This window comes from Streptomyces sp. NPDC052687, from assembly GCF_040678395.1.
Lineage (GTDB): Bacteria > Actinomycetota > Actinomycetes > Streptomycetales > Streptomycetaceae > Streptomyces.
The window spans coordinates 1-13709 of sequence record NZ_JBFATR010000037.1 but is presented as its reverse complement, the minus strand read 5'-3'; the positions used below and the strand labels follow the sequence as shown (position 1 = coordinate 13709).

Genomic DNA, 13709 nt, shown 5'->3' with positions numbered 1-13709 from the left:
GTAGCTTTCACGACTGGTTGACGGGAAGTTGTGTAGTCCGATTGTCCGGACATTCGGATTGACAGTGGGGTGGCTCCGCCCCCACCGTGATTCCATGCGCATCGGGGTCATCGGTACGGGCCGCATCGGCACCATCCATGCGAACACGCTCAGCCGCCATCGCGACGTCGGCTCCCTGATCCTGACGGACACGGAGCCCGCGCGGGCCCAGGAGCTGGCCCACCGGCTGGGTGAGACGGCCGCGCCCGGTGTGGAGGAGATCTTCCGGTGGGGGGTGGACGCGGTGGTGATCACCACGGCGACCGCGGCCCACGCCGAACTGATCGGGCGGGCGGCGCGCTCCGGGCTGCCGGTGTTCTGCGAGAAGCCGATCGCGCTCGACCTGCCCGGCACACTGCACGCGCTCGCCGAGGTCGAGGCGGCCGGGACCGTCCTGCAGATGGGGTTCCAGCGGCGCTTCGACGTGGGGTACACGGGGGCGCGCGAGGCGGTCCGCGCCGGGCGGCTCGGGCGGCTGCACACCGTGCGGGCCATGACCTCCGACGCGGCCCCGCCGCCGGCCGAGTACCTGCCGCTGTCCGGCGGGCTGTTCCGCGACACCCTCATCCACGACTTCGACATCGCCCGCTGGGTGACCGGCCGCGAGGTGGTCGAGGTGTACGCAGCCGGGTCCGACGCCGGTCCCCCGATGTTCCGCGCGGCGGGCGATGTCGACACGGGCGCGGCGCTGCTCACCCTGGACGACGGCACCCTGGTCACGGCGACCGCCACCCGGCTCAACGGGGCGGGCTACGACGTCCGCATGGAGCTGGCCGGGGAGCTGGACCAGATCGTCGTCGGCCTGGACGACCGGACCCCGATCGCGTCCACCGAGCCCACCGGGCCGCCCGCCGCGTCCCGGCCGTGGACCGGCTTCCTGGAGCGCTTCGGACCCGCGTACCAGGCCGAACTCACCGCCTTCGTGGAGGTCGTACGGGGTGAGCGGCCCAACCCGTGCGACGGCCGCGAGGCGCTGCAGGCCCTGCGCATCGCCGAGGCCTGCGAACGCTCACGCCGCGAGCGCAGACCGGTACGGCTGGCGGAGATCCCGGGCGGGGCGGAGGCGGTGTTCCGGTAGGCGGGCGCGCCAGGAGGTACGGCCGGCGGGCGCACCGGGAGATCACGGCCGGCGGGGCGCGGAAGGCGTACGCGTACCAGGGCGCGGCGTCTGCATCGCGGATCGAGGGACGAGGCGCCGCGGGCAGGGTCCGGTCGGTGAGTGAGGCCGGTGGGTGGGGTGGTCACCAGCGCACCGGCAGGCTCCGCATGCCGCGCATCAGCATGCCCGGCAGCCAGTCGCCGGGCGGTCCGTCCAGGGTGAGGTCCGGAGCTCGGTCGAGGAGGGAGCGGATGGCGGTGCGTGCCTCCAGCCGGGCCAGGGGTGCGCCCAGGCAGTAGTGGATGCCGTGGCCGAAGGCGAGGTGACCGCGGGGGTCGCGGCGGATGTCGAAGCGGTGGGCGTCGGGATAGCGGGCGTCGTCGCGGTCGCCCGCGGTGAGGCCGATCATGACGGGCTCGCCCGCCTCGATGCGGGTGCCGCCTATCTCCAGCGGCTCGGCGGCGTACCGGAAGGTGGCGTTCTCCACCGGCCCCTCCCAGCGCAGCATCTCCTCCACGGCGCTGTCCATCAGCGTCATGTCGGCGCGCAGCGCGGCCAGTTGGGCGGGGTGGGTGAGCAGGGCGTGCACCCCGTTGGTGATGAGGTTGACCGTCGTCTCGTGGCCCGCGATCAGCAGCAGGTAGGCCATGCCGCGCAGTTCCTCCGGGGAGAGCCGGTCGCCGTCCTCGGTGGTGGTGCCGATGAGCGCGCCGAGCAGGTCGTCGCCGGGACCGGTGCGGCGCTTGTCCTCGATCAGTTCGGTGAGGTAGGTGCCCAGGCGGGCGACCGCGTCGTTGCCGCTCTGCGCGCTCGTCGGGGCGACGACCTCGGTGGACAGCGCGCGGAAGCCCGCCCGGTCCAGCTCTGGCACGCCGAGCAGCTCGCAGATCACGGTGATAGGCAGCGGGAAGGCGAACGACTCGACGAGGTCGGCGCGGCCGAGCGGGAGCATCGCGTCGAGCAGGTCGTCGGTGATCCTCTGCACCCGGGGCCGCAGCTCCTCCACCCGGCGGGCGGTGAACGCGCGGGTGACGAGCGAGCGCAGCCGGGTGTGCCGCGGCGGGTCGACGACCAGCAGATACGGCCCGATCAGCTCCTGGTCGAGCGGAGTGATGCCGATCCGGCTGGCGTCCTTGGACAGCCGCGGGTCGGCGAGCGCGGCGCGCGCCTCCTCGTACCCCACCACCAGCCAGGTCTCGTACCCCTCGGGCGCCGGCAGCAGCACCCGGTGCACCGGGCCCCGCGCGCGCAGCTCGGCGTACACCGGGTGCGGGTCGGTGCGGAACGCGTCGCCGTGGGCGGCGAGATCGATCAAGTCCCCCATGTCTGTCCCTCCTGTCACCCCGTCAACGGACGGGCGCCCCGATCAGTGCCCGGCGGGGTCGTCCGCGTCCAGGAGTCCCGCGTCGTACGCCAGCAGGGCTATCTGGACGCGGTTGTTGAGGTCCAGCTTGGCGAGGATGCGGGAGACGTGGGTCTTGACGGTGGGCACGCTCATGAACAGCCGCTGGGCGATCTCGGCGTTGGACAGGCCGTGGCCCACCGCGACGGCGACCTCGCGTTCCCGCTCGGCGAGGTCGGCGATGCGCTCCCGCGCGCGGGTGCGCCGGACGTCGGCGGTGCCCGCCGCGTGGGCCATCAACTGCCGGGTGACGGCGGGCGAGAGCACGGGGTCGCCCGCCGCGACCTTGCGCACGGCGTCGAGGATCTCGGCGGGCGGGGTGTCCTTGAGGACGAATCCGGCGGCGCCCGCGCGCAGGGCGCGCAGCACCTGGTCGTCGGCGTGGAACGTGGTGAGCACCACGACCTGCGGGGCGTCAGCGCGGGAGCGCAGCCGTTCGGTGGCGGTGAGACCGTCCACCGTCGGCATCCGGATGTCCATGAGCACCACGTCCGGGCGGGTCCGCGCGACCTGCGCCACGGCCTCGTCGCCGTCGGCGGCCTCGCCGACGATCTCGATGTCGCCGGCCCCGCCCAGCATGAAGGACAGGCCGGCCCGCACCAAGGGGTCGTCGTCGACGAGGAGCAGTCGGATCGCAGTCATGGGCTTACGAAATCACGGCCGCCCCGCGCGGGATCACGCCGCCCCGCGCGGGATCACGCCGCCCCACGCGGGATCACGCCGCCCCGCGCAGCACCACCCCGTGCCGGGTGCGCAGCCGGTGGATCTCCCACCAGGCCACGGCCGTCACCGACGCGGGGCCGCCGATCAGGGCGGCGATCTGCACCAGCGGCGGACCGGGCGGCGGACCGCCGATCACGACGCTGATCGCCGTGAACTCCCACACCATGACGCCGGTGAGCAGGGCGGGAAGCGCCGCGTGCACCTGCGCGGTGTTGAAGGCGCCGCGGACGGCGGGCCCCGTGGCGAACACCAGGAAACCGCCCGCCCACACCAGGGCCGCCAGCTCAGCGCACATCAGGCCGAAGGCGAGGTAGCGCGCCGTCGGGCCGGCGTCCTGCGCGAAGCGCGACACGCCGAACCCCAGCAGGAGCAGCAGCGGCACGCACGTCGCGGTCCCGAAGTACCACAGGGCCGAACGGCCGGCGGCGCGCAGGTTCCGCCGCATGGCCTGCCGGGCCTCCGGGACGGCCCAGCGCAGCAGCAGGGCCACCACGGCCGGCGCGCTGAGCAGGAGCAGCCACGGAGCGATCCCGAGGCGCAGGAAGTACTGCTGCTGCGCCTGCTCGATGTCCTCCGGTCTGCCGTACACCGTCAGGATGACGAAGGACATGGCGGCTGCCGTCCAGGCACGCGCCTGCTGCGCCCGGATCACGTCGGGCTCGACGATCCGGTGGTGCTCGCGCGGGAAAACGCGCCGGGCCTTGTTGTGGCCCGAGCGGAGCAGGGGATATCCGGCCATCAGGGGCAGGATCACACCCCCGGCGCACGTGAAGAGCATCAGCATCCACAAGCAGCCCCGCCCCTGCCCCCGTGTCCCCCGCAGCAGCTCCCGCAGCGGCGGCCACTCGTCCGCGCTCAGCCGGCGCAGGAGCGGCGCGTGCGGCTGCGGCGGCCGGTAGGGGCCGCGCCCATGGGGCGGGTACGGGCCGTAGGGGCCGGGCTGCGGCGGCACGTGCGGTCCGCGCCGCGGGGGTGGTGGCCATGACGGCTGGTACGGATCGCGTCCCCCCGAGTTCACCCTGCTGTCCTCTCCGTCGTGCTCGCGTGCCTGCGTGCTCGCGTGCTGTGCGTGTCGCACTCCGCGCTGTCGCCCTGACCCACGTCGTGCTGTCGTCGGGTCCTGCTGTCGTCGTGTCCGGCCGGCCGGCCGGCTGTGCGGCCGTCGTGTCGTGCCGTGCCGTGCCGTGCCGTGCCGTGCCGCACCACTGTCAACTGGCCAGAGCCGATGAGGACATGGGTGCGCCCGGACTCGCCCGGTACTCGCCCGGCGTTCGCCCCGCAAACGCCCCACCCGGCCCGCCGCGCCCTGGCAGGATCGCCGCATGCGGACCGTGTACGCCTTGCTGGTGGGCATCGACGACTATCCCGGCGCGCGCCTGCGAGGCTGCGTCAACGACGTCCGGGCCGCGGAGAAATGGCTGCGGGAGCGCAGCGCGCTCGCCTGCGGGATCAGGACCCTCCTCGACGGGGAGGCCACCCGCGCGGCGGTGCTCGCGGGCATCGAGGACCATCTCGGGCGCGGCGGCCCGGGCGACACGGCCCTGCTGTGGTTCAGCGGCCACGGCAGCGAGCGGGACACGGACGATCCCCAAGAGGCGACCGGCAGGGCGCAGGCCCTGGTGTGCCACGACAGCCTCGCCGCCGGCGGGCAGCCGCTGCTCCAGGACGCCGAACTCGGCGTGCTCCTGGACCGGATCGCCGCGCGGGGCACCCATGTGGTCGCCGTCCTCGACTGCTGTCACGCGGGCGGAGCCACCCGTGACGTCGTTCCAGGCCGCACCGCGCGGAGCGTGTCCTGGCGGCCGTGGTGGCGTACCCCGGAACCGGGCGGGGCGCGCGGGGCCGGCGGTCCGGGGCCGCAGCCGCGCGAGCACGTCCTGCTGGCGGCCTGCCGGCCGCAGGAGGGCGCCCACGAGGACCGGCTCGGCGACGAGGTCCGCGGCCACTTCAGCCACGCCTTGCTCGGCGCCCTCGCCCGGCTGGGCCCCGACCCCACGTACGGCACGCTGCACGCGCGCGTGGAGGCGCGCGTACGCGATCTGGTGCCGGGACAGCACCCGGAGCTGCGCGGCTTGGAGAACGCGCGCTTCCTGTACGGCGACACGCTTCCCTCCTCGCCGTTCCACCTGCGATACACGGCGGCGGGCTGGGAGGTGGACTGCGGTCAGGCGCACGGACTGCGCGCGGCGGGGGCGGAGTTCACGCTGCTCGGCGACGGCGCCTTTCCGAGACGGGTGGTGGCGTGCGAAGTGCGGGCGGAGTCGGCGCTGGTGAGGCCGGCCGGCTGGCTGCCGTCGCCCGGCGACCGGGAGTCGGTGTACGGCGTGACGCCCTCCGCCCTGGCGTTCCCGCCCGCGGCGGTCACGGTCACCGGGGACCCGGCCGCCGTACGGTTGGTGGCGCGGGCCGTCGAGGCGGCACCGGCCCTGTCTCTCGGCGGGGACGGGCTGCCGCTGCGGGTGGCGGTCCGGGACGGCCTGGCCCGGGTGTCCGGGGCCGCCGGACGCCCGCTGCCCGCGCTGCCGCTGCGGTCGCCGGGCGACGCGGAACGCGTCGCCGCCTGTCTGACCCATCTCACGCACTGGCATCGTCTGCGTGACCTCGTCAACCCCGATCCGTGGCTGTCGTCGCTGATCCGGGTCACGGTCGAGGAGACGCCGGTGGGGCGGCTGCGGCGCACGGCCGACGGGGAGATCGTCTGCTCGTACACTCCCGATCACCGGCCGCCCCAGGTGGGGGTGCGCGTCCACAACGATTCCGGCGTGCCGCTGTGGTGCGTCCTGCTCGACCTGACCGACAGCTACGCCTGCTCGCCGCAGCTGTACCCGGGCGACTTCGTGGGGCCCGGCCGGGCCGGGCGGGCGATGCGGGGGCAGCCGGTGTGGCTGTACCTGCCGCGCGGCAGCGCCGTGGTGCCGGGTGCGTTCACCCGGGACCGGCTGAGGGTGATCGCGGCGGAGAACGAACTGAACCTCGCCCCGTTCCGGCTGGACGCCTGGTCGTCGGAGGTCCCGCAGGCCGCCCGCGGCGGGTCGGCCGCCGGGGACGGGCTGCTGCGGCTGGCCGGGCCGTCGGGCGGCCGGGACGCGGGCGGCCCGGCCGCCGGCGTGGGCCGCTGGGGCACGGTCCACGTCGACGTGCGTACACAGGTCCCCTGACACGGGCCTACCAGCCGAGGTGGGTGAAGCCCGCCCACGCGGTGAGGTCGTCGCCGCGGATGGACGGGACGCGGGCGCGCAGCCGGTCCGGCATGCCGGGCGGCGGTTGCCGTCGGTCGTCGAGCATCCAGGACTGGGCGCTGCGCAGCGCCGGTCCGGGCGGCAGGCCGTCGCGGCTCATGAAGTGATGGGTCATGTACATCAGCAGGGAGGTCGCCTCGTCGGGCACGGGCCACAGGGAGCCGATCACGGAGCGGGCGCCGGCCACGAGGAACGCGGTGGCCAGGCTGTACGCCTCGTCGTAGCCGTGGCCGGAGACGTTCGTGCGGCAGGCCGCGAGCACCACCAGGTCGAGGTGGCGGTAGCGGTCGGCGCCCTCGGTGAGTTCCTCGGCCGCCAGCCGCCCGCCCGACAGGGCGAGATAGGCGCTGTGCCGCTCGCCCTGGCGGACCACTCCGTGGCAGGCGAGGTGGAGCAGCCCGCCGCGTTGCCGGCGCAGCCAGTCGGTGACGGCGGCGGGGGTCGCGGTGCCGGGGCCGAGGAGGTCGCCGTCCGGGTGGAAGGCGCGGTGGATGGCCTCGGCCTCCTCGCCCGCGTGGTGCAGGTCGTGGGTCGGGTTGCCGACGACGAGAGCCTGCCGGGACCTCCCGGCGGGGCGGGCGGCCACCTCGCACAGCAGCCGCGCGGACGGCAGGTAGGAGATGTCGGCCTCCTGGCAGGCGTAGCCGTGCGTGCTGCGGCGCCGTCCGGGGAGGCGGGCGGCGTGCCAGGGTACGGCGCCGAGTTCCGCCATGGGGACGAGCACGAGGGACGGCACGCGGCCGAAACCGCGCGGCAGCGCGTCCAGGAGCGGGCCCATCGCCGCCGTACCGGCCCACTCGCACAGCCGCTCCAGCGCCGCGCGGGTGTCGTCGGGGCGGGGCGGTGGCTCGGGGCCGGGGTCGACGGGTGGTCCCCCGGCGTCGCGGCCGGGGGTTCCGGTGGCCCGGTACGACACCAGGGCGGGTGCCTCGACGAGGAGTCGGGGCAACGGCAGCGCGCGCGTGGTGCCGTCGGCGGAGACGATCAGCGCCTGTCCCCGGTCCGCGCGGCGGCCGAAGAGCACCCGGTCGGCCATGCCGGGCTCGTCCGTGCTGCCGGGCACCAGGTACACCAGGGCGGAGGCGCCCATGGTGCGCAGGGCCGCGCCGATCTCCTCCGGCGCGGGCGCCTCCAGCAGTCGTTGCCGCAGCGGGGACGCGGCCAGGGCCCGCAGTACGCGGCGGCGCAGCCGGCTGGACGGGCCCGGGGCGGTGGCGCCGGCGGTGAACAGGGCGTCCCCGCCCGGGCCGGGCATGGTCATGCCGCCGGCGGCGCGCCACTCGTCCGCCAGTTCCGGCTGCCCGAGCGCGGTCAGCATGTCGGGCACGGTCGAGGCCACGGACGCCGTGTGGAGAGCCAGTCCGCGCCCGGCGTCCAAGGCCCGGACGGCGTCCGCGTGGGCGCCGTCCGCGAGGCACCAGCGGGCCACGTCGAGCGCGTTGCGGCCGGCCCAGCGGGCGGTCTCCGCGGCGTGCGCCGTACCGGACTGGAGCATCACCTGCCACGCCGAGGCGCGCAGGGCGTCGCGGCCGATCCTTCTCGCCGCCTCGTGGTCGCGGCGCCTGGCCGGGGCGTCCCGCGGGTGCCGCAGGTCGCCGCGGAACCGGCAGGCGGTGGCCAGGGCCATCCCGAGGTTGCCGTACATCGGGTGCTCCGGTCCGCCGGCGAGCCGGTGCGCGTGCCGCAGCCAGGCGATGCCCTGGTCCACGTGGCCGGGGCGGTCCGCGCGGGGGGCCACGGACAGGAACCCGAGCGAGCAGTGGCCGAGGCCGAGGACACCGGCGTTGCGCAGCCACCGTTCGTCGTCGGGCTCCAGCAGGTCCATGGCCTCTTCCAGGAGGCCGAACGCCTCGACGGCGCCCTGGTGGTCCCCCTCCGTCATCGCGCGGACGACACGGACGAGGCCCACTTCGCCGAGCCGGTCGACGCGCAGGTTGCGGGGCAGCGCCGCGATCCGACGGCGTACGTCGTCCAGTGCCGCCGGGCGCGTGACATCCCGCAGGGTGAACGCCTCGCCCGTACGCCGGGCCCGGAGCTCGGCGAGCCGGCCCTGCAGCGATTCGAGATAGGCCTCCAGGTTCGGCCGGTCCATGTGACGGGGCGACAACCGCGCGAGGACCGTCTCCAGTTCCCGTACATGACCGGCGAGCGCGTCCTCGTCCTCCCGCCGGGCCGCCTGATGGGAGCGGAAGACGGCCAGTTGCGCGTCCATGACCAGCCGGTCCTGTTCGCCGAACGCGGGCGAGTCACGCAACCGGGCCAGGTCCTCGACGGCCGAGTCGAAGTCCTCCTCTCCCCCGGCGAGCTGGGCGAGCTGGACGCGCAGTCCGGCGTGGCTCACGTCCAGCGCGTCCCGCTCGCGGCTGCCGGGCGGCCAGGCGGCGCGCGCCTTCTCCAGCCGGGCGAGGGCCGCCTCCATCCCGGCCGGGTCGCCGGTCCGCTGGACCGTGGCCGCACCGGTCGTGAGGTGGACGCCGGCCTGCCAGCGTGCGTCCTGGGGGCCGTACCGCTCGGCCTCGCGCAGCAGTTCCTCCTCGCGGCGGCTGTCGGCGACCGGCTGGTCCAGCACCAGGGTGGCCAGCAGGACGAGGATCTGCCCCGCGCGCATCCCGGACTCCGGGGTGCCGCGCGGCAGGGCACGCCAGTCCTCGTACAGCATGTCGTAGGCCTCGCGCGCGGTCGCGCATCCCAGCCGTTCCAGCACCAGGGCGGCGTGCCGGGCCAGATCCTCGGCGTCGACGATCTCCAGTGCTCCGCTCTGCCGCAGTTCGAGCTGCAGGGCGTCCAGGTCGTACGGTGTGCGCGGCACTGTCAGAACTCCTCGTTGCGCCGTGGCCGTCGTGGCGCGGTCTGCGTCCGGTACGGCGCCAGCACGCCGTTGAGCCAGCGTTCGCCCTCCTCGGTGCCGAAGTCGACGGGGGCGGCGCCGGTGGGTTCGAGCAGCGGGGCCTCGCCCCGGTCGTCGAAGAGGACGGCGACCCGGTCGGCGGGCTCGCGTTTCGACGGCCAGACGAAGCCCTGGGCCCAGGTCTTGGTCTGCCGGCGGATCCAGTGGCCCCAGTCGCGGGTCTGCGGGTAGTCGGCGCCCTCGGCGTGCACCAGCCACGCGTCCTGCGCCACGGCGGCCAGGTCGGCGCCGCCCATCAGCGACACGACCTCGATGTCGGCGGCGAGGCGCAGGAAGGACAGGCTGCGCCGTTCGAAGGCGACGCGCGGCAGCAGCCGGGGGCCGTGCCCGCCGTCGAAGGGCAGGGAGCGCAGCAGCACCTCGCTGACGGCGGCGCCGACACCGAAGCCGACGTACAGGTAGCCGTACGGGTCGAAGGGGGTGCTGTCGAAGCGGCCGCCGTAGTAGAAGGGGTGGGTCCGGCGGGTGTTGTACGCGGTGGGGTCCCGGTGGGTGGAGTGGACGCGGAACAGGGGGGTGCCGGCGCGCAGCACCGCGCGGGACGGTTCGCCGGGCGGGGTGTCGGGCGGCGGGTACTTGCCCACGGCTCAGCCCTCCCCCGCGACGGCGGCCAGTTCGCGTGCCGCGCCGCGCAGTTCCTCGTCCCGGCCGCAGCCCAGCAGGTCCGCCGGGGTGTCGGCCCACCATGTGGTGGGCGACAGCCACCAGTCGGCGACGCCCCAGGGGTCGGTGCCGGCGCGCAGCAGGGAGTTGACGTCGAGGACGATCCGCCAGGGCATGTCGGCTGCCTCGAACTGGAAGAGCGGCAGCCGTCGTTCGCCGTCGTCGGCGGTCAGGACGATCAGGCGCGGGTCGGCGCGTTCCGTCCACGGCAGCGACGGCTGCGCCAGCAGGCGCCGGCGGACGGGGCCGAGGAGGGGGCCGACCATCGGGTTGCCGTCGAGGACGAGGAGGGTCAGGTCCAGGGCGCCGTATCCCTGGTGGACGGCCGTCGCGGGCGGTCCCGTGAACCGCTGTGCCGCGCCGTCCCGGTGGAGGCGGTCGGCCTCCTCGGGCGGGAGGCCGTCCAGGACGGTCCGCGCCGCCCGGTCGGCGGCCGACCGCCGGCCGGCGTCGGCTCCGCCCTCGGCGGTCGCGGCACGTAACTCGGCGAGTGCGTCGCCCAGTTCGCGCCGGGCGGCGGGGTCGAGCAGGCGGGACAGCCGGGTCCAGTCGGCCGCCACGGCGCCGAGGAGCATGAAGGGATTCACCGCAGCCTGTGCCCTCTCTCGTCGTCGCGTGATCAGGTCGTCGCGTGGTCGGGTCGCCGCCTGGTCGCCCGGTTCAAGTGGTCTGGGGGTCAGGTGATCGCGTCGTTCGGGTGCGCAGGGCGTCTGTCCGGCCTCTGTCCACGCTACTGGCGGCGGTGGGGTCGAGGAGGGCTGTTCGACGGGCGTCACCCGGGCGAAGTCCGGGCGGTGTCCGGGCGAGGTCCGGTCACGCGCCGGACGGTCGGCTCAGCCCCACGGCAGCCAGGCCCGCACCTCGAACCCGCCGTCGCCGCGCGGCCCGTGCTCCAGGCGTCCGCCGGCCAGCGTGGCGCGTTCGGTGAGGCCGATCAGTCCCTGTCCGGAGCCGGGGACGGGCGGGACGTCGCCGTCGGGGGCCGGGTTGGCGACGAGGACGGTGAGGCCGTCGCCCCGGGCGCCGAGGACGCGGACGGTGACCTCGGCGCCGGGGGCGTGCTTGCGGGCGTTGGTGAGGCCTTCCTGCACGATGCGGTAGGCGGTACGGCCCACGGAAGCGGGTACGGCGGCCGGGTCGGCGACCTGGTGGACGAGGGTGACCTTCATGCCGGCCTGGCGGGACTCGGCGACCAGCGTGTCGAGGGCGCCGAGCGTGGGCTGCGGGCGGCCCGCGTCGTCCGGTTCGCCCGCCCGCAGCACGCCGATGATCTCGCGCAGGTCCTGGAGGGCTTCGTGGGCGCTCTCCCGGATCACGCCGGCCGCGCGGGCGATCTCCTCGCGGGAGGCGTCGGGCCGGAACTCCAGCGCGCCGGCGTGCACGCTGAGCAGGGTCAGCCGGTGGGCGAGGACGTCGTGCATCTCGCGGGCGATGGCCTCGCGGGCCAGCCGCTGGGCCTGTTCGGCGCGCAGCCGGGCCTCCGTCTCGGCCCGCCGGGCGCGGTCGCGCAGGCTCAGCATGAGCTGCCGCTTGGACCGGACGAACATGCCCCAGCCGATGGCGGACAGGGTGAGCAGCGCGGTGAGCACGACGGCCGCCGCGTACGGCAGGCCGGGTTCCGGGCGCAGCCACAGCACGAACGGCATCAGCACGAGGGAGGCGCCGCCGATCCAGGCGACGTACCGGAAGGGCCGGTGCACGGCGAGCGTGAACAGGGCGACCAGGCCGGCTCCGCCGGCGGTGACGGAGACCGGGCCGAGCGCGGTCAGGGCGGCGGCGAGCGCGACCGGATGGCGGCGGCGCAGCCAGACCGCGGCGCAGGCGAGGGCGCCGAGGGCCTGGTCGGCGACGGCGAGGCCGGGCGGGACGCCGGGGTCGCCGGAGACGGTCTCCGCACTGGCGAGGCCGATGAGGGCGGAGATCAGGAAGCAGGTGATGTCGACGACCCAGTCGCGCGCGGTGCGGCGGGGCCGCCGGCCGGGCCGTCCGGGGGGCGTTCCGTCGGTGTCGAGTTCGTCGATCACGGCGGACGGGAACAGCCACCGGCGTCCCGTGAACGCCGGCCCGTGCGGTGCCGTGCTGTCGTCCTTCACGGTCGGCAAATGTACGCAGGCGCGCCAGGGGTGAGGGCCCGGTTCGCGCGGCGGGCGACGTAAGTCGCGCGGTTTGCGACGGAAGTCGTACCGGTCGGTGCCGATGGGCGCGGGCAGGGCGCCGCGGGCGGCGACTTCCGTCGAGGGGGTCCCGCCCCGCGGCCGATTACGTGTGGGGGTCCGCGGGGCGAGAGTCCTGGCCATGAAGACCTTGCTGGAGTTTCTCGGATTCGTCGCCCTGGTGCAGGGCGTGATGGGTCTGCTGCAGGAGTTCACCGACTGGGAAGGCGGACTCGTGTCGCGCGTCGCCTTCCTGGACGACTACGGGCTCTTCGTGAGCGTGACGCTGCTGGTGCTGGCGTGCGCGCTGTTCGCCGCGGCGGAGAGCCGCAAGTCCCGTTGATCCGACCGGTGTTCGGCTCAGCGGTCGTAGTCGATGAGGTCTGCCCGACCGGACGGCACAGGCCCCAGGGCCAGCAGATGCCCTTCATGCGTCGGGAGTGTCCAGCACAACGTCCCACACCAGGAGATCGCCGTCCTCGCCGGACCGCCGGTAACGGTCCAGGACGTGGCCCGATTCCAGAGCATCGGCGGTGTGGTGCATGAGCGAGGGAAGGGACGCCCACATGACGTGCGACGACAGGGCTGAGGCACCTTCCTTGTCGTGCTCCTGAATGCCTTGGTGCGGCCGGGTGGCATCCAGGTACAGGACGCCCCCGGCCCGGTCGGAGGCGAAAGGAACCCAGTGAGGGCCGTAGGGGCGCGGCTCGTTCGCCCAGACAGCCCGCTTGATCTGCCAGACGGCGACGATCTCGTCAGTGCTGAGAATCTCGTAGTGGGGCGGAAGTGCGAAACCTCCGCTGCCGTTGTGGCCGAGCAGGAGCTGCGCATGGTCGGGATGAACCGCAGCCCCGAGGTGGTGCTCCAGCTGGGTGATGGCCTGGTGCGTGGCCGGAGGAGCCAACTCCCGGAGGCGCTCACGGTCGTGCAGCCAGTTTTCGATCCGGTGCCATGACGCGCTGATGGGGGGCAGTTCCACGGGGCGTCCTCCTGGCCTCACCGGCCGAGCCGACAGCGGCGGCGCCTGGCGCGCACGGCGCCACCGCTGATCAGAGTCATCCAACTGACGTGGGCATCCGCTGCATCACTCGACGAGCTGGAACTGTTCACTGGTCCGCGTGATGTGGGTGGAAGGTACCAGCCGGAAGGGAATGAACCGGGTTTTGTACACGCTCGGATCCCGGTAGTGGGTGCCGGTGGCCGAGACGGTGCTGTCGAAGCTGTTGACGTTGCGGACAGCGTCCGGCGGTCATCGGACTGAAGCACCGGATGGGCGTGGGCGTTGTAAGCGAAGATGGTGGGGTCCCCGTAGCTGCCCCATGGGCCGGTTTCCGGCATGCGGTAGACCTCGTCGTTGTCCACCCGGTAACCGAAGGGCCCAGAAACGACCTAGGCCGTTTCCTTCGGATCATCGGATCGTTGGTCTGGGTGTGTCGTTGACTGACGCCCAGTGGGCACGCATTGAGCCGTTGCTGCCGGACCG

11 protein-coding genes are annotated in these 13709 nt (G+C 74.5%); 3 read left to right on the top strand and 8 right to left on the bottom strand.

The window, feature by feature from the left end:
- Positions 1–94 precede the first annotated feature (94 nt).
- Complete coding sequence (locus AB0K92_RS24880; protein ID WP_365926254.1) at positions 95–1117, top strand: Gfo/Idh/MocA family oxidoreductase; 1023 nt, start codon at positions 95–97, stop codon at positions 1115–1117.
- 163 nt (positions 1118–1280) lie between these two features.
- Here AB0K92_RS24880 and AB0K92_RS24875 read toward each other — a convergent pair whose 3' ends face one another.
- From AB0K92_RS24875 to AB0K92_RS24865, 3 genes are all read right to left on the bottom strand, one after another.
- On the bottom strand, positions 1281–2462 hold the full coding sequence (locus AB0K92_RS24875) for a cytochrome P450 (protein ID WP_365926253.1): 1182 nt from the start codon (positions 2460–2462) through the stop codon (positions 1281–1283).
- A gap of 42 nt (positions 2463–2504) precedes the next feature.
- Entirely contained in the window at positions 2505–3182 is a 678-nt protein-coding gene (locus AB0K92_RS24870) for a response regulator transcription factor (protein WP_365926251.1), read from the bottom strand.
- A gap of 73 nt (positions 3183–3255) precedes the next feature.
- A complete protein-coding gene (locus AB0K92_RS24865) occupies positions 3256–4215 on the bottom strand; it encodes a hypothetical protein (RefSeq protein WP_365926249.1) in 960 nt (319 codons plus the stop codon).
- A gap of 370 nt (positions 4216–4585) precedes the next feature.
- Here AB0K92_RS24865 and AB0K92_RS24860 point away from each other — a divergent pair, with 370 nt between their 5' ends.
- Positions 4586–6421, top strand: a complete 1836-nt coding sequence (locus AB0K92_RS24860) for a caspase family protein (protein WP_365926247.1) — start codon at positions 4586–4588, stop codon at positions 6419–6421.
- A gap of 7 nt (positions 6422–6428) precedes the next feature.
- On the opposite strand, the gene AB0K92_RS24855 is transcribed toward AB0K92_RS24860, so the two are convergent.
- The 4 genes from AB0K92_RS24855 to AB0K92_RS24840 form a co-directional block, all read right to left on the bottom strand.
- Positions 6429–9311: a CHAT domain-containing protein gene (locus tag AB0K92_RS24855; RefSeq protein WP_365926245.1), complete on the bottom strand. Its 2883-nt coding sequence runs from the start codon at positions 9309–9311 to the stop codon at positions 6429–6431.
- Between the two features lie 2 nt (positions 9312–9313).
- Complete coding sequence (locus AB0K92_RS24850; RefSeq protein ID WP_365926243.1) at positions 9314–9994, bottom strand: RES family NAD+ phosphorylase; 681 nt, start codon at positions 9992–9994, stop codon at positions 9314–9316.
- A gap of 3 nt (positions 9995–9997) precedes the next feature.
- Positions 9998–10648 carry a hypothetical protein gene (locus tag AB0K92_RS24845; RefSeq protein WP_365926241.1) on the bottom strand — a complete coding sequence of 217 codons (651 nt, stop codon included), beginning with the start codon at positions 10646–10648 and terminating at the stop codon, positions 9998–10000.
- Positions 10649–10906: 258 nt separating this feature from the next.
- On the bottom strand, positions 10907–12175 hold the full coding sequence (locus AB0K92_RS24840) for a histidine kinase (RefSeq protein WP_365926239.1): 1269 nt from the start codon (positions 12173–12175) through the stop codon (positions 10907–10909).
- 193 nt (positions 12176–12368) lie between these two features.
- Between AB0K92_RS24840 and AB0K92_RS24835 the strand changes: the two genes are divergently transcribed.
- Positions 12369–12569: a hypothetical protein gene (locus tag AB0K92_RS24835; protein WP_365926237.1), complete on the top strand. Its 201-nt coding sequence runs from the start codon at positions 12369–12371 to the stop codon at positions 12567–12569.
- Positions 12570–12653: 84 nt separating this feature from the next.
- On the opposite strand, the gene AB0K92_RS24830 is transcribed toward AB0K92_RS24835, so the two are convergent.
- Positions 12654–13205: an SMI1/KNR4 family protein gene (locus AB0K92_RS24830; protein ID WP_365926235.1), complete on the bottom strand. Its 552-nt coding sequence runs from the start codon at positions 13203–13205 to the stop codon at positions 12654–12656.
- Between the last annotated feature and the right edge of the window lie 504 nt (positions 13206–13709).